Annotated in this window: 3 protein-coding genes; 1 reads left to right on the forward strand and 2 read right to left on the reverse strand. The window is 66.9% G+C overall.

The features are described from left to right. Positions 1 to 36: 36 nt before the first annotated feature. Both ABD832_RS31760 and ABD832_RS31765 read right to left on the reverse strand, forming a co-directional pair. On the reverse strand, positions 37 to 711 hold the full coding sequence (locus tag ABD832_RS31760; protein ID WP_344898952.1) for a DUF6766 family protein: 675 nt from the start codon (positions 709 to 711) through the stop codon (positions 37 to 39). Between the two features lie 97 nt (positions 712 to 808). Then, on the reverse strand, positions 809 to 1,216 hold the full coding sequence (locus tag ABD832_RS31765) for a hypothetical protein (RefSeq protein WP_344898954.1): 408 nt from the start codon (positions 1,214 to 1,216) through the stop codon (positions 809 to 811). Positions 1,217 to 1,377: 161 nt separating this feature from the next. Between ABD832_RS31765 and ABD832_RS31770 the strand changes: the two genes are divergently transcribed. Next, on the forward strand, positions 1,378 to 2,301 hold the full coding sequence (locus ABD832_RS31770; protein WP_344902686.1) for a cytochrome P450 family protein: 924 nt from the start codon (positions 1,378 to 1,380) through the stop codon (positions 2,299 to 2,301). Positions 2,302 to 21,723 lie beyond the last annotated feature (19,422 nt).

A 21,723-nucleotide genomic window follows, 5' to 3' on the forward strand; every position in this document is an offset into this window, starting at 1 on the left:
CGAGTCCGGACCGGCCCCGGATGCGGGGCGTCCGGTTCAGCCCTCCACGCCGGTCGCCTCGTGCGGGGCGCCGACCGGCTTGGACTCCGGTGACCCCCGCTGGCGCAGGTAGATCGAGAGCACCACCATCGACAGCACCGCCAGGAACTCCGACTGCCAGTTCTGCAGGGTGCGGTTCCAGAAGTCGGCCGAGAGCGCGTACTGCCCCCAGCTCACCGGATCCTCCAGCCGGGTGAGTCGTTCGGTGTTGTAGGCCGCCGTGCCCGCCACCGACTGGGCCAGCCAGGAGAGCAGGAAGATCGCCCCCATGGCCAGGCCGAGGGAGCGGCCGTACAGGCCCTGGCGCAGCCCGCCCGCACCGGCCCAGTCCGGACCGTCGGGGGGTGCGTGCCTTCCGACCTTCTGCTCGGCGTCGTCCTCGGTGCCCTCGTCGCCCGGCTTCTTCGACTCCGGCGACCCCCGCTGCACCAGCCAGACCGTCGCCAGGATGAACAGCAGGAACTGCAGGTACTCCGACTGCCAGTTCTCCGCGACGTCGACCGCGAAGTCCGAGGAGGTGACGTACTCCGCCCAGGACAGCGGCGCCGACCCCTCGGCGAGGCGATCTTCGTTGACGGCGGCGTTCCCGGCGAAGGACTGCCCGATCAGGGCCAGCACGAAGGCGACCAGGAAGAACAGGCTGAGGGAGTTGTCCCGGACGAAGCGTCTCACCGTGATTCCCTCCTAGCGTTGCAGCAGGCCGATGGCGAAGAAGTACACCAGCCCGACCGCGATGATCGTGACGGTGGTGGCGAACATGAGGCGCATGTCAGGTGCTCACCTCGCAGTCGTAGGGCAGGTCCCGGCGGGGGGCGCATCCGGCGCCGCGTACCAGCCAGCCGGTGGGGAGGCGGTGCAGGAAGACGGTGTCGCGCGCCAGCCGCACCCGGGCCTCGTCCCCCCAGACCTCGGCGTCCAGCACCTCGCCGCCGGGCAGGTCGAGCTCGGCGATGGTGGAGGCGCACGTCCGGTCGCCCGAGGCGAGGCTCTCGGCCGCCTCGGGGACCAGCAGGGCACAGGCCCGCTCGGGCTGGCGGGCCTGCAGGGCGTCGTAGAAGCGCCGCGCGGCCTCGCGGGCGGGCTCCTCGTCCGCGGACGCGCAGCCCGCCAGGCACGTCAGGCCCACCGCGCACGCCACCACCGCCGTCGCGGCCCGCACCGTACGGTCAACTCTCATCCGTCGCTCCTGCCCCGTCGGACGTGATTATCACACCGTCTCCCGAGACCCGTCCGGTCACGGGCGCGACACGCCCAGGCCGGGGCGGCGGGGTTCCCGCCGTCACTCCGTCCGCGGCTCCCGGCTGTTTTCGGCGGGCGAGCCAGGGCATGCACGACCGTATGCCTGATCTCGACAACACCCTTCCGCTGCTGCTCGAGGGCTACGGCTGGCTGCCGAACCTCCGGCGCCGTACCGGGAACGACGTGGTCCGCACGCGCCTGCTGGGCATGCGCGTGACGGCGCTGTGCGGTCCCGAGGCGGCGCGCTTCTTCTACGACGAGGACCACATCAGGCGCGTCGACGCCCTGCCCGGCCCGGTCAAGAGCACGCTGACCGGCAACGGGGCCGTGCACACCCTGGACGGCGCCGACCACCGCCTGCGCAAGGCGATGTTCATGTCGCTCATGACCGAGGACGGCGTCCGCGACCTGGTCGACCACACCGTGGCGGCCTGGGACGACGCGGCGGCCTCCTGGCCCGCCGGCCGGCCGGTCGTGCTCTTCGACGAGGTCTCCAGGGTGCTGACCCGAGGGGTGACCCGGTGGACCGGCGTCCCGGTCGCCGACGACGACGTGGAGGCAACGGCCCGCTCCCTCGTCGCCCTGGTCGACGGCTTCGCCACCGGCGGGCCGCGGCACTGGCGGGCCCGCGCGGCCCGCGGGCGCCTGGAGGCGTGGCTGTCCGGTCTGGTCAGGGACGTGCGGGACGGGGTGCGCTCCGCGCCGGCGAGCTCGGCGCTCGCGGTGGTCGCCGGTCATCGCGGCCCCGACGGGGAACTCCTCGACCCGCGCGTGGCCGCGGTGGAGCTGCTCAACGTGATCCGGCCGACCGTGGCCGTGTGCTGGTACGTCACGTTCGCGGCCCACGCCCTGCACCGCTGGCCCGAGCAGCGCGCCGCCCTGCGCGAGGTCGACGACCGGAGCCTGTTCGCCGAGATGTTCGCCCAGGAGATCCGCCGCTTCTACCTACCCTTTCGGGTCCGCCGGCTGTTTTCTCGTGTTCTGCGTGTAGCTATAGGGGCGGCGTCGCGTGGTGACTCTTGATCGGCTGGGCAGGGGCTACAGTAGTCCGATCGAGGAGGGCTCTTTGGTGGCTAGTCTGAGCACGCTGCGTCTAGGGCGCTCCAGTGACACAACTCAATGGACTGCCAGCCGTCTCCTTGTGGATATGGAGCCCTACAAGTTCGAACGACCGCAGGGCGGTTCGCCTGTGTGTCGACAGAGACGCGCGGCTGCGTTCGGGACCTTGATCGTCGCCCTCCCCGCAGGGCCCAAGGCGGGCGGCGACCCACGCGTACGCGGCTCACGCGGTGCCGCGGGTGGGGGGGGGGGGGGGGGGGGAATAGGGGGGGGGGGGGTGGTACCGGCGATCTGGAGGCGGCGCGCTAGCATCTGGCGGGCCGCTGAGCGTACGCGCCTGGCCTCGCTAGAGTAGCGAGGTGCAGGGGCGCGCTCAGGACGCGTCGGCGCATCGGGGGGGGTGGGGACAGCGTGGGACAACGCGGGCATCCCGGCCCTAAATAAAAGCGGGACTGACCGTCGCCGGCGAGCGGGTTTTCGTCGCTCCCGTCCGGCTGGGCCTCGCCTTGGCATGCGGCGGCGGCTGAGGGCAGCGTCCGCTGAGGTGCCGGTACGCTGGACCGAATGGCTAGGTTGAGAGACTTAAAGACGCCATGCCGTTGGACAGTCGTGGCGGGGGGCATTGGGCCGTGCCATGGGCAGCGCTGTGCTCAGGCGGCAGTGCAGGTAGAAGTCGCTCGCGGGGCCGTGTGTGGCTCCGTGTTCCGGCGTCGGCAACACACAGGGGGGCCGCGGTGATGAGTGCGTTCGGGTTCTGGTGGCCCGTTGGGGGGGGGCCCTTGGCTCAAGGAGGGGTGAGGTAGGGGGTCCTGAGTGCAGGTATAAAAGATGAAATGATGTATGCTGATGGAGGGCGCTGGACCTCAGACGGATACAACAGTCGTGATCACTCGGTCCCGTGAGGTAAGTCGGGAGGCGAGGCCGGTCAGTTCATGCTCGGCTTCCCATCGCTATCGGCTCGTGAGCGGGGCAGTTAGAGGTCGCGGCGGCTCTAGGCGAGGGAGCCTGGTGTGGTGGCCCAGTGCGCTGCGTCGAGCGTTTCACGCGTTGGTGCTCTACGACCAAACGTGGTAGGGGCGCTGGGGCGGCGTCGTACATGTCGGCTCTGGACTGCGGCCGAGGGGCGGGTTCACTTGATCGGATTGACCGATGCCGACAGCTGGTAGCGGCTACTCGAACAGACGTGGCTGGACATCTCCATGGGTAGATGGGCCTGCGCGAGCGGTGGTTTCGTGGGTTCACTTTCTTCTCCGTCAGTTCGCATGAGTCGAGCGTGGCTGGCGGGCAGGCTGGGCGAGGAGCGCAGGGAGTGCTTCGCCCAAAGCTGTCTGCTGCAGGCGTGGCCCGTGCACCGGAAGGCGCTACTCGTTACGAGCGAGGACGGCATATCCGTGGGCGTTTTCAGCGAGGCCGATCATCGAAGGGAGTCTGCTGTGGTAGGTGCTGCTGGAACAGTCAACATACTAGCGCGTGGGCTGGTTCCGCGGCGATGGCCCTGCGGGTGATCATGGGGAAACGCGCGGGACGCGTCCGTAGGTGCTGAATAGGACGAGGGAGGCCTGACCAACCAGCTTTCTGGGCCGTATACGCGTGGACCCGCAGAGTTTAGTCGGGCGCGGCGTCTTCGCGCAGGGATCGCTCGGATGTATACGTTCCTGCTGCGCGAGCAAACGCGGGTAGCCGACCTGGTCAGGTCAGGTCGGCGTTGGGCCGGCGTGGACGCTGTGATCGAGATTGCGGCAGCGACTGCCTATCGCCGTACCGCGCGAGGTGGGGTGGTTCGGCGATTTGCGTCGGGCACAAGAGACCCAGATCCCCGGCTTTGAGGGGCTCGGCTGGTGAGCCTTTCGATGGTGAGACGTCCTGGTTGCTGGGCCACTGCCCGCAGCTCAGGCGCTCCCCGGCTTCTCACGCGCGGAGGCGATCAGGGCGCTCCTTCCTTCCGCGTCGCGAGGTTACGGGTGACGGGGCCGGATCACGGTGGCTCGTCCCGCCGGTCAGTTACGCGGTGCCCACTAGACCGCGTCCCAAGTCCAAACGCCCGCTGTTTCCATTCTGCGCTGGCTGGAGGACAGGCTCGGCGGAGGACCTAGTTAAGAGGGGGGCACGTCGGCACGTGCGGCTACCTGTCGGGCTATCCGTGGTGTTAGACTGGGCGCTTCGTCTTGGAAAGTGCGGCAGATCGTCAAGGTCAACCGACCTGCATCCCTGCTTGACGCCTGGCTAGGTCCACACCCGGGAGCAGCTGGTGGTGCCGCGGCGCCGGCTTCCAGTCAGATCAACCGAGGGGGGGGGGGGCTGCTGTCACGCGTCTGCGGCAGGCTCTACGGTCGGTGGATAACGAGACCCAGTGCTTCGCGCGCCAGCTATTGGCTGGCGTCATGGTGGCTTAAGGCGTAGCTGGAGGCGGGGGTGGCAGCCTGGAGTGCCGGACTCTGGGCCGTACTGCGTCGCCGATTACCGCTCAGTCATGGTGGCATTCCTCGTGCTAAGATAGACGGCGACTACCGGCGGCGGGTTGCCGGCTGCTGATCCGGCACGATCCGTACTCTTCGACAGAGGCCCTCAGAAAAAGACACCGGGGGGGGGGGGGGGGCCGGCCTTAAGTACGTAACTGCGAGGCTGTCATGTGCTCCGCGCCGCGCCGAGGAGGGTAGCCAGAGCGCGAAAGTACTAAACCGCTACGTCGGAGCGGTCTGCGAATGGCGGCCTAAGGGTGGCCTACCTTCCTGGCAGGAGCGTGGCGACGTTACGCCTGCTGCGCGGGTACCCTGCATAGTTCGGCGTTGACTCTAGCGTGGCCCGTGATGGTATATAGAACAGGCGCACATACTCTACCTTCGGTCCTCGGTCTTCGGCCGTTACCATAGGTGTGCGGCGGACTTCTACGAGCGTGTTCGCGCTCGGCGGACGGCGCGCTGGGGGATCTTCCTGGGGGCGACCGTGTGGCTGGCAAGGGGGACGCGGGGTTGCGCCGCGGTGCGCTGACGCTCTTGGCTGAGCCGCGGTAGCTACGCTGCGCGGCGCGTGCGGCCGTCCTACGGGGCCCTCGGCGAGCCGCGCTGGAGGTGGCTGTGTGAAGACTGGCGCACCCTCACAGCCAGTGGGCTGGCGGCCAGGAGTACAGCGCGACGACGAGATGCGGCTTCTTTGCTGCAGCCACGCGTGCGAATATCTTCAGGCCTGTGGCACCAAAGCCCTGGGTCAGGGGGCGTACAGTGCGACGGCTTCACTCTGGCGCGAACCCTTAGGGCCAGCGTGCGGCCACCCGTCGTCCCGCAGGGGCGGCTGTGGCTGGCGTGCGCTTGGCCGCTGCAGGCGAGGAACTACTCGTAGACCCGCGAATCTGGGCACACAGGGCCCCGAGAGGGCGCTGGCTCATTCGGCGGCCCATGGCCGAGCCTGGGCCGCTTCACCGGCCGTCGGGAGACCCGGCTCCCAGGGTCCGGCGGACACTCACTGTACTGCTAGCTAGACACTGTCGTACGGGGTCTGACCAGAGGCCGCGTCATGTCCCTCGGTCGGGCGACCGGTACGGGCGACGAGGTGCCTCTGGCTCGGCTCTTGGCCGCTCGCCATCTGTCGCCCGCCGGGCGCGCCCCGGTTCCGTTGCTGGCGGTGACGCGAGTCTGTCTCGGAGCTAGCCTCTTCGGCGTACAGGTCCTGGTAGGTCGTACGACATTGTCGGGGACCCCAGCTGCTGGCGCTGGGTTCGTGGTGCCTCGGCACGATCCCGGCCGGGCAGTCTGAGCCGGACGGGCACTCAGCGGGTGGCATACCGGCATGTGTGTGTAGGCCGGACCCTGGCGAGGTAAAACGCTAGTGAGCAGGGGGCGCAGACGCCGCGCAACAGGATCTCGCGAGTGAAGGAGCGTACGGCATGGCCTGCGTAGGAGAGAGGTCTCCGATGAACCGAGCTTGAAGGACGCGTACCCCATGTTCCGCTGTATCTGCGTGGGGCTATGCTATCGGCAGGCACTCGGCCGGACAATCGGTGGAGTGGTGTGTGGCCCTGGTGGGGGACGAGTCCTTCGCCGTAGAGCCCGGCGCACGGCGACGTGGCCGCTGCTGATGCAGCGTGGGTATGAGGCGAGGCGCGTAGGGCCACGGTGTCATGTGATGTCCCGAGGTCGTTCTTACGTAGTCGTTTCGAGGTTACGAGGGGCACGTACCGGCGTAGCTGATGAACGGAGCGGTCTAGTTCGTCCAGGGAGGCGTCTAAGGTGACCGCGAGGAACGCCCGGACGTGGAGCGCGGGTGTAGCTTATGTCACGCCAGGCTCCGAGGCCATAACGGCCACGGGCGGGTGTCCGATGACGGTTCTTATTCGCCACCCCCGCGAGGGTGGGCCTAGCGGAAGTAGGCCGGCTTCTACAGCGGGACCTACTTCCGTCGAGGCGATGCAGTTCAATGGAGCGGCCTCTTGTTTCTGATCGCGGGGTGTACGAACGGCCTGGACTCTGGTGGGTACCGGGGCGCCGCGGTGGGCTGGAGGGGCATGGTCGACAGATGCGTGGAGGAGGCGCTGTAACGAGCGTGTCCGCCGCTGCGACCTCGGCGGTCGGCGCTGCCCACCGCGTTGACTTGCAACGAGTAGCGCATAAGAAAGTTCTGGAAAGGGCTGGGCAGGTTGCGGGGGCGTAGCGGAGCGCTTGGCCGGTTCTTCGAAGCGTGACTAGGGTGCCGGAGTGCGGGGCGGCTATGCGGCGGGGCTGGGCGCCCTGCGTTTTGAAAAAAAAAAAAAAAAAGGAGAAAAGTTCCCGCCGTCTAGTATGGTCCGCTAGGAGTTCCTGCTCGGCCACTGCCGGCTGGCGGCACAGGCGGCGCGGTGGCGCGACGGTGAGCTTCACGCTCGGCGCCGGGAGGCAGACGCGGCGCGGGGAGTGAGCTCGGCGCGAGGAGGCGCTGGGGCGACCGGTGAAGGCGCGGCGGGTCGCATGGTCTCCCCAAAGAAGTCCACGGAATACACTGCTGTAGGCGCAGTTGGCCACGGGGCGGGATCTTACGACCAGTCTCCGGCGCGGAGGGTTCGTCGGGGCCGCTATACAGGCGTGGATCGCTCGACTGGTGGTGCCGTGCACAGCTTCGATAAAAGAAGATGTCTCTAAATGCGACAAACGCCGCTGCTGCCATGCGGTCTAGCCTGGCGGCAAGCATGTGTGGCTGGCTGTCTACCGGCTCGTGGCTGGGTCTTAGAGAAGCCGGGATCGCTGCTGGTAGACGCGCGCGTACTTGGCTGCTGGCGCGAGATGCGCATCGCCCCGAGGGGGCTTCTGCCGGCGCGTGCTGGTACGGCCGACATGCGGGGTGAGGAGGTGATATTTCTTTACACGTCTGGTCGCCCGAGGAGCTCCGCGAGGTTCCTGCGGCGAGGAGGCGGTCAGGGACTGGGGCGAGTTCGGGCCGTTCGAGTGACACGGGGGTACGTTCAGAGCTCCGGCACTCTCGGTGGGCTTCCTAGCTCGTCGTCCTTAGGTGGCTGCCCGAGCGTAGCCCGAGCGTTCGCCCTGGTCAGCGCCTCCGCCTGCTGTGGTCCGGGGAGGCGGCGCGGTGCCGGGTGCGGGCCCGGCGTCGGCGACGTACAAGGTGGTGGCTGGTCTGTGCCTGGAACGGGTCATGGCCTGGTATCTATGCCGCCTCGCTGTGAGCCGAGCGGCCTGGGGGCCTGGTCGTAGTACGGCGGCGCGGGACTGGGCTCGTCGAGGGCGTACCACCCCCGACCCCCCGCTAGCGGGCAGGGGGGCGCGCCACGGCTGGGTCGACGAGGGGCCTCGGGGCACCTGAGGCGGCGACGGCGGCTGCCTGCGCTTTACCTTCCCCGGTGGACGGCTCGGGCCGGGCACCCGCCAATCGGGCGGGCGTCCTGGAGGACTATGCGAGCCTTGTTACGACTCATGGCGCGATGGGGCCCCTGCTCGCAGCCTGTACGGGGTAGTTACCGTCCGAGGTCAGGTGGTTCCGGCGAGGGCCGGACGCGCCTGGACGCGATGCCTGAGGGCGGCTTCTGGCCGACTGGCGCGGGCGGGTTTCTAGATGACGATCAGTCCCGGGGGGGGCCGGGGGAGGTGAACGGCTAGGAGAGCTCTTTCTAGCGGTCCGCAGGATCTCCACTCGACAAGCAAGCCAGACCCACGTCGGGCGTGGCACGAGTTCGCTGCGCCGCGGGGGCCCTGCTTGTCGGTAGCGCTGGTGCGCTGACCTTCGGAGCGGTCGTCGGCCGGGGGGCGGCACACCGGGAGGCGGCCAGAGGCGGCCTTCTTGGGCACGGTCTACCGTCTGGCGCTTTGGACTCGGCACGGGCGTTTCCGGGCTTCACCGGGTGGGGTCTGGCCAGCGGCGCCAGGCTTCGGTGCTCCGGGCGTCTGCGATCGAGGTGGGCCGTCGTGGTGCCGCGTTCTCGGCGACCAGGCGACCGTGCGGCTCTCTGCACGGGCGGACCAGAGCGTTGGGCTACTCAGATTCCCGCTGGCCTCGGGCCTGGGTCGTAGGCGGTGGCTTGGGGCGGAGGGCGAGACCCGGAGCGGGGCGACTCGGTCGGGGGGCGTACTCGGGCGTAGGGTGTCCTGCAGCTGCTGCATCAGGGTGCACTCTGGGGATGGGCGTCTCTGGTGCGGGTGAGCTGGACCCTGTCGGCCCCGCTAGCGGGCCTACTCGTAGTTCGAGCGACCAGCTGGGGGGCTGTCAGCCTAGTGCTCGTTGGTAGTTTTCTGTGCCCGTCACCATACCGCCGGCGGCTGCCCTGCTGGCGCAGAGGCTCCCGCTCTTTCTGCGGACTCTGCGATGGAGCGCGCTGAGGCGTTCTGAGTCTTGGACGGAGTTCTCTCCGGGGATCAGCTTAGAGGCCGGGGTCTAGAGCCGGAGCCCCTGGTGTCGTCGCGCTCCGACGGGGTGAACCGTAGCCCATGGGGCCTGGGGCCGGGGTCCTTGGCTTGAGTGATATAGCGCTGCGTAATGTATCTCGAAAAGAGTAAGTAGTAATCACATCGGCGCGCTACTATCTGCACGCGCGCGGGCTCCTCGCAGGGGGTGTCGGTGGGGCGGACGGCCGGGACGGCTCTCAGACGCGGGCGGCCGCGTAGGCCCAGGCTCCGGTTCTAGGTCCTCTGGCTCCGCTTCATCACCGCTCTGGTAGGCCCCACTCGAAAACGCCCCCGAGTCGCTCAGCGACACGCCGCCCCCAGGTTCCTCCTACGTACTTTTGCGCAACTGTGCAGCTGCACAGTGGCATCTCCGTGGCGCGCGAGGGCTTCGCGCAGTCAGGGCAGGGCCGCGGGTGGTGACTGGGGGGGAGGCATGCGCTGGCAGGTGAAAGGGGCCGCTCTGGCCCACAGTAGGGCCCGTCTATATGTCTTGCTCGTTACCCGGCCGACCGGCGCCCCTGTCCTGCATGAAGCAGGGCGGGGACGCTCGCCCGAGTCTGCCGCCCCACGCACTTGTTGGCCGTATGAATCCCGCGGTCCCCTCCTCCTGGTCGTCGCGGGTGGCGGGTCGCGCCCTCTCGGTAGCGCAGCGCGCACGACCTAGGTCCACACGTGCAGGGCGTGGGTAGAGGGCCGAGGTGGCGTGTTGGTGTCTGTTGGTTGGCAGTGGCTCAATGCTTGAGTTGGCGCGTTGTCCCTGTGGTCCGGCCACGCCGCTGGTGTCCTTATCGGCGTATCTACGCGCCCTATAGCTTCTCTCGCTATATCAGGCTGCGGAGGACGCGTCCCGACCTTGGGCCGACGCAGTACCTTGCGGCACCCTGGCGATACGGGCGCGCGTGCCTGTTCTCGTAATCCAGGATCGGGTGACTCGTGGGCGCCTAGGGTCCGGCCTCGGCCGCGCTCCGGCGGTGCCAGGGCCAGGCGTCGGTCAGGCGCGCCGCGTAGCGGACTGAGGCATGGGGCCTCCGCGGCGGGAAGCTGCGCGCTGGACGGGGTGGCTTGTTGATGCGTGGGGTCGGGCCCATGCGGTACTCTGAGGAGAGAGTCTCTCTCGCCGCTCCTGGTCGGGGCGTGTCGTTAGAACGCCTGGGCGTTCCGAGCGCCGTCGGAGAAGCGCTACGCGAGGATCGCGTGCTCTAGGGAGGCGTCCGGCCCGCCGATTACTCACGCTGACGCTCGCCGGTCACTGCCCGTTACAGGGTCGAGGGCTAGCGCCGCCTCGGCCTAGGTCAGGCGTGAGTCCTTGCCAGGACGACGCCGCGTTGGCGCCTCGGCCACGCGGCCCGTCGCAGGGAGGTGCAGCATGCAGCCCGTCGCACGTCCATGGGTGTGAGCTACCAGTCGACCAGCGGGGGCGCCCGCCGCGGCCCGCCTGCGCACTGAGGTTGGCGCCGCAGGTGGCGATAGGGCAGGGCGCCCGGCCTGCGGGCGAGGGGGCGTGGAGCCGAAGCGGCCCAGACCTGTTCCAAGGCGCGGGGGCACCTATCCTTGTCTGTCGGCGGCCGGGCCGGCACGACCCGGAACCTGGGGGGGGGGGGGGGGGGGGGCGCCCGGGCCGCCAGCGGCCGGTCCGCTAGGGTGCAGCGCGGAGCGCACCTGCGGTGCGAACCGCTCGGGGTCCGTCAGGATGTGCCTGGGCGGAGGCTTGAAGGCCAGCATACGTCGGAGGTGCCTGTGCTCGAGAACGTACCCTGTGCGGGGTGGGGGGCCTCGAACGGCGCTGATCGCCTGCAGTCGCGTCCTCTTTCCATCTTTTAGAGCCGAGGACCTCGCGAGCTCGCTCGTCCGACCAGACGTAGAAGCTGGCTAGCATACTAGCCTGGGGACATATCTCGCTCCTCGTCCGCTCCGGCGCTGGGGGGGGGGAGGCGTCCAGCCATGCTGGGAGAGCGACATATCCCGCCCCGGCTCGGGGATGCGCTATCTTCGGCTAGCAGGTCCTTAGTGCGGGCGGTAGGCCAGCGCGAATCTGCGCATTCTGCCCAGCACACATACGTGTACGCTGTATTGCTCGGCTGACATTTACAAATATATCTTATATGGTCCCACCGCTTCCGGCGCACCCGGCAGGTCTTGAGGGAGCCGTAGTACCGCCGCAGGTAGCAAGGGGTGGCGTTTCGTAGAGGCATGCTTCTCGAAGTGCAGCGCACTGCCTCACCCTAGTCGGCGTCCACGCTGTAGCGGGCGAACCAGCTCGCGGCCGACGTTCATATGTTCCTTTGTTGTGGTCGTAGTATCCGGGTGGGCCATGCCTTGCGCTGACTGGTCCATGGCCTCCTACGTTGTGGACGGCCATGCGCCGCAGCGCGCGGCGCTGCACCAGGTGCGCCCCGGCCATCCTCGTCGCGGAGGGCCGCCAATCCCCGGCCAGGCAGTTGCGTCCCGGGCAAATCCCCCCAACGATCGAATCAACTCCCGGCGTCGTCCGGGCATGGGGTCTCGCACTGCGGCTCGGGTGATAAATCTCCAGGGTGCCTGCGCGCGGGCGCGTTGGTCGCTAGCAGGATACTCGCATACGCACATCGAAGCGCGGGAACTTGGAATGGCGGCGCCGCCGAAGCCGCCCCGCCGCGTCGTACATAGAGTACAGCGCGGGCGCGGGGGCACAAGCACTTTCCATCAACCGGGTGACATAGCTCGCGTGCTGTACTAGCGCCAGCGTCATTGCTGTGCTCCGTGGTGGTGGGTACTACTGATCTTCTGCCCGTCGCGCTGTGTCCCTGTAGTGGCGTCTGTGTGAGCGCGGACCGCCTCAGTTTGTCATGCCTCCTTCGCTCCACGATCTTCAGAATTACTGGACGCGCTGTGCTTGGTCCACTACACACAGGCCCACACACGTGGCGCGGCGTCATGGTGGGGGGGGTGGGGGCGGAGGGGGGGGGGGGGGGGGGTGTGGGGGGGGGGGGGGCACCCTCTTGCAGTGCGCGGTGGGGACGGCGTATCAGCGTGAGCAGCCTTCAGTCGGGGGGGCCTGTCTGGTGAGGTGCGGGGGGGGGGAGGGGGTCCGCCCCCGTTGACTCCGGGGCGAGGTCTCAGGGATCATCGGTCGCAGTGCGTTCGTTAAATCTCACCCGCCGTCAGGGTCAGGGCGTTGGCGGGAACTGGCTGGCCATTTCGGGGATAAGTAGAGGTCGTTCTCGCGGTGTAGAATAACGGGTGGCCCATCTGCAAGGGGTGGCAGTTAAGACGCGTCATACTCCAGCCACGACGCTCCGTGGGTCGCCGAGTTGCATAGGGGCCTGGGTGGCGGAGCATAGTACTACGCGCGTTCCACGTCCCGGGCTCGTGATATCCTCCGCTCGAAGTCGACGCTGACCGTTGGACAGAAGTGCGGCCGTTCATGCAGGGCTGTGTGGCCGTGTGGTCCGTGCCCTGTGCTGTCTAGCCTGAACGACTCGTGAGGTCCAATCAATACTTCACTGTGACACCGCGCGAGTCGTCGTCGGCACTGCTCTGTAGTCTCAGCTGCTGATCAAGTCGGCGCACACGTCGCGGTTCGAGTGTCCGGGCGCTTGCCGGCGCAGGCGGGCTCGTCCCCGCGCAGGGGTAGACCAGCTCCACGCGATTGTCGCGTGCTGCTTGCCGTATGAGGGACTCCTGGTCCAGTATGCGCGTCTTCAAGCAGGTTCATGATAGATCAGGCTCCGTCTCCTACCGCGTGGAGTTTGCGTACAGCTCTTCCTGCGGCTGACAGGTGTGTGTGCTCTGGCTGGGTCGTGCGCGTCTCAGCGTTTCTAGCGGTCCCGTCTCGCGGCTGACATCCTAGCTCACTAAAGTCTGCACTAGGGTCCAGCGTCTGCTCTCACCACGCCATATCTGTCTCCGGTTATGCGTCTACGCTCTCGCGTGCGAGGTGTTGTCTTCGCTGCTGGTCAGAGATTTGGTCACTACCTTGCAGGCGGCCGGGGGCGGGGGCTACCGGCCAGTGTGCGGCCACGCACAGCTGGTCTGGTGTCGTTTCGGTCGCTCTAGTTGCACGTTCCGGCCCGAAGGTGCCGAGCTTAGGCTCGGTCACCAGCCCTGCCACTGCCAGCGGGCGCGCGGCGGCGACAGATCGCGCCGCGAAGGCGAGCAGGCCTCGTCGCCGTCCGGTGTCGGCCGCCGGGTGAGACCGTGTGCCTTCGTGGTCAGCCCGTCCGGTGTTAGAGGGGGCAGGCAGGTTGGTCGCCGGCCGAGGCCTGGGTCTCGACGGCGGTGGAAGAGATAAAATCCAAAAAAAGCGGGTCGCTCTCCTTGGCCTGGTGACGCTGTCCTTTCAGGTGGCCCGAGCATGAGGGCAGGTCGCGCTCGGGGTGTGCAGGTAGGCCGAGTTGTCCTCCGGGCTGCGGCGGCGCATGGCTAGCGAGGCTGCCGGGGGTGTGAGCCGCCGCTGGCCGCGGTAGGCGGTGAAGGCCGTCCGCCGTGCCGGTGTATCAGGGTGCCGAAAGTTATGACGGTTGGGCAGAAGGGCGGCATCATCGTCGTCTGATTTAATTAATGGGTACGCTCGCTGGCGCAGGCACGGTGTTGAGGGGTGTCGGTCTAGCACCGGTCCAGGCGGCTGCGCGGGGGCGTAGGGCTGGCCGGCGCGGGCGCAGCGTGTATCGGTCGGGTGGGCTAGCACAGAGTCAGGCGCCAGGGCGGCGCGCGCGGCCCCCTACGCGCGCTACACGTCGCTCCTAGTTGAAGTATGCTCCCTAGCGGCGCGTGGACGCCAAAAAGGCTGGGAAGCACGTCGGTAGAAGTCGCCGGCCGCACCTTGGTCGGAGAGAGTGCGATGAGTGTGTCGTGCGCGGCCGAATCTCCCCATCCGGGCAGAGGAGAGGGGGGGTGGGGGGGGGGCGAGTATCATGTCGAGTTTGCAGTGACGCTTAGGACTGCTCAGGTGTAGGCGTGCGGTTGCTACTGTCAGTCGGGCTGTGCTGTCTTTCAGGGTGGACCTGCACCGGCGGCTTGATCGCGGGCTCTAGGGTCCTGGGGGTGGGGTGGTCCCGTGGCGTTCGGGAGCCTCCTGGCGGGGCTAGCGGAGCTAGCTCAGCGGTTCTGTAGGCTCCCCGGCGGTCGCAGGGCGTCGATAGAAGGCGGTCGTGAGGGGGCGATCAGGCAGCGGCCGCCGTCGTGTCGGTGGCTTGGCAGGCGCCGAGAGATGACCGCGATAGCATCATCATGTGCACAGGGGGTACTCATTGGCGTTGGCTGACCCGGACATTTATAAGTCGCGGTCAAAAAAAAAAAACGCATCTCGCAGGGCCAGCTCCCGCCCAGCTCGGGTCCCTGCAATCGCGCAGCAGGGGCGGGCGAAGGTGGGTGCTCTGGTAGAGCCTGTTCCACGAGAGCACTCCCGACCGGTGAGCAGGTCGCTTGAACAGCGGGCGTCCGGGCTTCCACCAGGTGTCTGCTCGCGGGTCGCCTGTGTGCATTTCGTGTGCGGCCAGGCTTCAGGTCACAGGGTGTGTATGACCTGTCCTTGACGTATTGCCTATGTGCGCTCCTGTTATCTTTTCGTGTCGCTCGAGGAGTGGTTGTTCTGGATCCACGGATATACACAGGGCGCCATCGCAGCACGAGCGGCTGTTGCTCGTTACAGGTGCCTGCTGGAGGCTGTCCTCCAGCAGCGGGCGTTGAACAGCGGCGGCTCTTGGGGGGGGGGCGGGACTGGGTCGTGGGGCACACGGGTCCCTGTCGTGTGAAAAATAATAAAAAATATAACCGGGGGACACGAACCGGCGGTAGCCACGGCTCGCGAAGGAGGCGATGCGCTCCGGGCGGGGTGGCGGGGGGCGCGTCTGAGCTGGCGGGCAGTGGCCGTACGGCGTCGGCAGGTGTTCAGCTATTTCAAAGCCTCTTACAGGCCCAAGGCTCGTGCGGCCGGGAGATCAATGGCGGCGTGGATCTCGTTCCGACGCCGGACGTTCCACCTTCGGCGCTGGTTGGTCGATGGGCGATCCGCTGGCGCTAACCCAAGATCGATCACTCATGTGACCAGAGCCTTCACCCGTTCAGCGTCGAGCGGCGGTGACACTGGGACCAGGTGCGGGACCACGGTTGTCGGTACAGTGAACGTTGGTCGCTGGGAGCGAAATGGTACGGCGCGCGATCTGGGCGGGTTCGGAGATACGGGGCTAGAAAGCCTCGCTTGTCAAAAGGGGCACTCTCTGCTCGACTAGTTCTCGGGAGCGAGTGTCGCGGGTTGCCGCCTCTATAGCGATCACACGCGGGGCGCCATCGGGTAGACCGCGCGGACCACTGGCTCCATGTAGGTTGGGCTGTCCCCGCTAAGGAGTCTACCATGTGCCAGCTACTCAATCCTCGGTATGTCACTATGGCGCACATCTACCTGGTGCGAATAAGACGATCCGTGTGCCACCGGTAGCCGTGCGCCTTCTTAAGTCGTCGTATGTTATAACGCGGTGACGGGGTTGGCAGTGGACCGAGCTTGGCGAAGCTATTTGGGCATTCCGGCTCCCGCGCTCCGCGCCATACAGCACTGCCGATCATGGAACTGGACGGGAAGTGACCCACTGCCCCAACCCATGTACATTCGTTCTGCTTGTACAGTTTGGCTATCGAGCTCACAATGGCTAGTTGTCCAGCACGGCGTCGTCGGCGTAGCGTCCAGCGTGGGTAGTACGCTGCTCTGGAGTGCAGGCCAGTGTCGCGACATGTGCGCGACCACGCCTCGCGCATGCCCTAACCTGGTCCGTGGATCGAGAGAGCTTAGCGCTAGCGCGGAAGAACAGCTCGGCCAGGACCAGGCTACGCACGGGCATCCAACACATCATAGTGGCGCTTCCACAGACCGGTTGTTATTCTGTGGCGACTAGCCTGCCGAATCCGTGCTGGCGAGCATGACGGCGGCGATTTCCCCGTGGCTTGTTTCGTCGTCCTGGTTGTTTTCTCGCTGGTGTGTGATCTCAGCGGTGACGTTGTTCCGCGATCTGGTCGCTAGCTCAATATATGCCGTACGATCATTTCATTTCTTTAGTCCTGTGGACTCACTTGATGGCGCGCCCCGGGCTCCGCCGCGGGCGTCGTCCGCGGTGGCGGCGCCGGGCCCATTGCTCGGCGCCGCGACGATCTCGCTCGGTGCCCAGTACGTGCCCTAGGTCGGTGCGCCAGCGATACAGCTGTTCCACGCTGGGGGTTCGTATCGGGGGCACGCGGACGGGGCCTGCAGGCCGCTCGTGCGGGGTAGCTCGTGGAGCTTGGAGGTAGATCAGAATTCGCGCTGCTCGCACAACGGGGCGGGGCGGATGGGCGGTGCGGGGCGGCGCGTATTGCTGAGTATCCTGGGCTGCGGCGGGCACCATGCGTACTACCTAGCCAGGGCGGCAGGCGGACTGCTGCTATGGCCCGGCAGGAGCGCGACGCTTGTAATCGCGTCATCCCCTGGGCTACCGTGGGCCGGTAGGCGCGGGTCGCCGGGCCGCCTTGGGGGATGGCAGGTGCGAACGAGCGCGGGGCCGGGTGTCCGGCGAACCGCTGCGGGTCGAACGTGTAGTGGCTTGCCTTCCACATGAGGAGCGGTCGTGGTTTCTGTGCCGGTATAACGTTCCCAGGCTAGGGTCTAACCAAAGGCGCTCCTCGATCGGGGCTGCCCTGCCAGGACAGGGTCCCCCCAGACGGCTCGGGGGCGCCTGGGGCCTGTACGAAGGGGGCGAAGGGTTAGTAAGCGGCGGATCTCCTAAGGGGCGTAAACGAATTCTCTGGACGAACAGGCTCCCGGTCGTTGCAGACCTTCAAGAGTAGGGCGGCAGTCGGGCGCGCTGCTCGGGCCACGTCAGGGCGTGGGCCGCGAACGAGTTTCACGTACCCAGTCAGCACTGTAAGTGATATAGGAGGCTGGCGGCCACGGTCGGGGCTCGGGATCAGCGTTGAGCGGGGGGCTTAGCTCACCTGCGGCTCTATCTTATCGCAAGAGCGCGGAGGCGGGTCGAGAGTTCTGCCGCGTACACGGGGCGCCTCGCTATGACCGGCCGACCACGCGCGAGCGTGGCCGGGAAGGCTCGCTCGGCTGCGTGAGTGTCGCAGCCCCGTCCGCTTGTTCACCGTACCCTGAGCGGGCATGGTTTGGAATGAAACGGGAGGGGCGTGACAGCTACGCTCCTAAGGCGCCGCGGTCCGCGTCAGGGGGGCTGCGGCGCGCTAGTGGCCGTGGCGGGCCCAGCCGGTGGCGTAAGGCGCGTCGTATCTCAAGGAGGCTGACGAGGGAGGGCTATGGGGGCGCGTTGCAGCGTTCCTATCGTCGTTGCGTCGGGCGTACGGTCGGGAGCGGGACCGTTCTTAACCGGTCACTGCTGCCTGTGACGGTGCATTCACCCGCTAAGGAGACTCGTCGTCGAAGAGACTTTAGTCGACCTCCTGCGGCAGCGAGGTGCGGCGAGCCGGCGGGCAGGATTAATGGCCGCCGCGCGTCGTCGCAGGCGCGCCACGAGTGCAGCATGGTCGTACCAGTGTCGCGAGCTGCCGTCCTCTGGAGTCATGAGTCAGACACTGGATATCAGTCGCCTGCGCAGCGCGTGTGGTCGGAGGCTGCTCGCCAACGTCGGTGTGTGTCCGGCCTGCCGTTTGAGGCGGCCGTAAATGGAAGGTACCTACTGGACGTTGGGTGTGCTTGCCTTTGACCGTGGCCAGTGTCGAAGTTGGCTCGTGAGTCGGGGGGCAGGGCAGTGCGTACGATCAGCGCCTGGATGCTGTTGGTCCTGCGTCGTAGAAGATAGCGCGCCGCCTCGGGAGGTCGGCGGCAGGGCGATGCGGGTCGTCGGTCGTACAGCGCTATGGCCCAGGCAGTCCCAAGGTGCGGCGGGTGTTCGACCGCTGTTGGCACTTGGTGCCCTATCTGCTGCGTGCGTTCGCCAGGTGAAAAAAAAAAAAAAGCGGGCGCGTGGAGGTTCTCAGTTCGGCTAGCCGGCCGGTAGCCGCTCTCGAAGCCGGCGGCGGTAAGGGTGTGTTCGAGATTCAGGGGCATACGTGTCGTGGCATGGGCCGCTGGCTCGCCCGCCGAAAGACAGCCGGGAGCGCGCGGGATCGGAGTTGGAACGGCGAAGGGTGGATACTACTCATTGTCGCCGCCGCCCCGGCTGGGCGGTCGGCGCCCTGCTGTACCGGTGACTGGGTTCTCGGGAGACGGTGTGATAATGCACGGTGTCCGTACGGGGCAGAGAGCGAGCGGTATGATGAGTTTGGACCTGTGAGCTGGTGCGGGGGCCGCGACGGCGGTGGTTGGCGTGCGCGGTGTGTCGCTGACGTGCCTGGTGCGGGCTGCGCTTGCCGGCGGACGAGGTAGGGCCGCTGCCCGCGAGGCCAGCGCGGCGCTTCTAGGGTCTACGGACGCCTGCAGTCTCCTGGCCATAGCCGAGTGGGGGGGGGGGGGCCGGGCCTAGTGCCCTGCTGGCCGTCGGGAATTACTCACTTGTGAGCCGGCTGTCCGCATCAGGCCATCTGCCTTCGGGGCGACGCGGACGTGCGTGCTCCCAACCATCTCGTGGCCGAGGCTCTTAGCTGGCCTGCGGGTCTTGCCTATGATGTTGCGTGTCGTGGTGAACTCTGGAACTCTATTCGGTCTGCGAGGTCATGGAGGGCAAGGGGATTCAGGCCGCGGGTGCGGGCTGGCGGCAGACACGTGCGGTCTTCCTGGGTCAGGTAAGCGTTGCCGGCCTCCGTGCGAGCAGCGGCTGCTGGTACGGGGCGGCGTGCCGGAATGGCGCCCTCCCGCCGAGGAGCGTCGTGGCCGCTACGAGCTGGCGAGGGTGAGTCCCGCACGGACTGGTTACGTTAGGGCGCTGATGTTCGCCCTACCGACCCGTCACGATCATCGCGGTCGGGTGTCTGGATGTAGCTTCTTCGCTCATCGCTCTGCTGCAGAGACGCTAGAGGGAATCATCGGTGGACGCTAGCGTCGGGGACTAAACTGCCGGCCCGCAATCAGCCTTGGTTCTTCCAGGGCGGGGGGCGTGCTGTGTGTGGGCGCTCTTCGTGCTGGGCGCCTGATCAGGGCAGGTGGTCCTTCGAGCGAGGAAGCGGAGTGGTGGCAGGCCGAGGGGGCCGGTGCCGTCAAGCGAAGTATTCTCTCGCCCATCCGCGAGGGGTCGGCGGAGCCGTTGGGGGGGGCAGGGGTGCAGGCTGGTCGGAGTACGTCGTCGGCTCGCTCCGGATACTGCTGTCCCGTGGTCTTTAGTTCTCTGTGTACCGATCAAGGCGAGTAACTGCAGTCGGAGTAACCTGCAGTTCCTGTCTGTTTCCTGGCGACGGTCTGGCTGGTGGCTACGCGGTGGGTCGGCCGGGAGTCGAAGATTCATGCCGGGGCGACGAGGTCACGAGGGAGCGACCGCGATCTAGAAGGTCGAGGGTCAGTCGCACTCCCCTCGTACGGTCCTGCCTTGGGGCTCGGTGCTGGCGGGCTGGCGGCCAGGGCGCTGTACGAGCCGCGTCCTCGGCCTGGCCATGGGGGCTCGATGCTCATGCTCAATGCGGAGTGAGTGGTCTGGCTGGCCCAGGTCAGTGGCGGGCACTTGGCGGTGAGCTTACATGAGGCCACTCGAAGGCGACTCACCACATGGCTGGAGGATCCCGTGTGAGCTGGGGCATGTAGCGGCGCTCGAACTGCTGCCGACATTCTGGAAAGCCAGCAGCGGTCGCTGCAGGAACTGTCAGTGGCGAGTTCCTGGCGGTTGGCTGTCGATTGGGTGCTACTGTCGATCTATCCTGGCAGCGGCGAGCGGGGTCAGCCGTAGTCCAAGGTCGCGGTCGCACGGGGGGGGGGGGGGGGAGCCTAGCGCGCGGCGCTGACGAGGGGCTGAACTGGTGCTTGGAGGGGGCCTGAATTCGCGGACTGCAGCGCCGCATTGCGGCGGGTCGCGGGGGCGCCTTAATGCTAGGTTGGCATTGCGTCCCTGGATCCGAAAGAACTCGCTGTGGTGCGCTTACGACTCCGGTTTGCAACTGGCCCCGGGTACCGCCAGACAGACTCCGAAGAAAACCATGGCCGGCCGTCGGCCGTCGGAGGCGGCGATCCGATCTCGGGGCGTTCCTCTCTCGGTTGCCGTTATACGTTGCCGAAAATGGAAAGCGCGTCGTGTCCTGGACAGCGCGCCAAGGGGCCCGCGTGGGACCTTTCGGCTGAGGGCGCTCCACAGCGGTGGTCGCGGTGGAGCTCGACACCTGTTGGCATATAGATGCGCCGTGTATCATCAGGGTGGCGGCAGCGAGTGAGCGGCTCATGAGGCTTGCGTGAGTGTTGGCACGAAGTCGCATGGACGGTGAGGGGGGGGGGGGGGGGCGGTCTAACAAGTAGACTTGCCCCTTAGACCTCGCTCGCGAGGCTGTGCCTTTGTACATTTCGCCGTCTCTCGCAATCAATTCTCGCCGTCTTGGAGATTCTCGATCTTAGGCGTGCGTCAGGAGCCCCCATGGATTGCGCAGAACTGTCATCAGGGCCCGAGGTCGCAGGATCAGGGAATACGCGTTCCCGGAGGGCCTCTAGTCCTGACAGGTGCTTCGCGGACTTCATGGGTGGTGAGGTGGGCTTGGCTTTTGCCTGTCCATTAACGGGGGGGCGAGTCGTCCTGAGCTTGCCACGTCGGACAGGCGGACGTGAACCTAAGCGGGGCGTATGGGCTTCTGGCTAGCAAGTCGAGGTTGCCTCCGGCGCCAGTAATCTGTGTGTATCAACGGTGTTTGTGTGCGTTATAGTTGCGCCAGCATCGCATCGTAGGGTGCGTGGCCGGGGGCGTATCTTCGTCCTATTGCGCTTCTCTCCGCTGTGTCCGCGCGCCGACGGAGGTCATTGATTCCATTGTGCAGTCGTTTCCACCCCTGTCACGATCGGCTACACATACACTGAACGGTTCCTCGGGCACACCCCGCGGGCGGGTGAAGCGTGTGGGCTCGAGGGCATGTGGGACGAGCTCTCGGTTACAGTGGGCGGCGCGACCAACCGCTTTTGACACAATGGGTGTCCCTTGTGCTATTTCGGATTCCGGCATGACTTACGGGCTGTGCGTAGGCGTCGATCTGGGTGCAGTGGAATCTCGACTAATCCGTCTGTGCGGCATCGCCGTGAAAGAGCGTCATCCGTTTATTGCGCGGGGCTGACCCGGGCGTGATAAGTTGGCTCCTCCCGGTGCGGCAAATACGTGTGTCTGACCCTCACGCCGTGCCTCGTTCGGCGGTAGGTGGCGGCTGGTGGCGCTTGGTTGCTTGCCCTGGAGGCCTGATGGAAAGGGCCTGTATTGCTCGGCGGGCTTGCTCGCGGTGTTCTAAAGTGGCTATCGTCCGTTGCGGCTCTCTTTCGGATTTCATACTTGCCTGAGTGTCCTCGAGCGCGTTCTCCGGACTACTCCATGGCCCAAAAGGATTGTGATTAACGGGATCGACGCTGCTCGAGCGCAGATCTGAGTCCGGCGGCGCACACAGCCGTGGGTGGACGTGCTAGGCGCTGGGAGATGGATGGTTGTCGCACGCTACGGGGCGGCACCCGAGGCGG

It is taken from the genome of Streptosporangium longisporum (assembly GCF_039534895.1).
GTDB classification, from domain to species: domain Bacteria; phylum Actinomycetota; class Actinomycetes; order Streptosporangiales; family Streptosporangiaceae; genus Streptosporangium; species Streptosporangium longisporum.

Coding starts and splice junctions, on each gene's coding strand:
- ABD832_RS31765 (WP_344898954.1), bottom strand. CDS start 1,216: ATGAGAGTTGACCGTACGGTGCGGGCCGCGACGGCGGTGGTGGCGTGC.
- ABD832_RS31770 (WP_344902686.1), top strand. CDS start 1,378: ATGCCTGATCTCGACAACACCCTTCCGCTGCTGCTCGAGGGCTACGGC.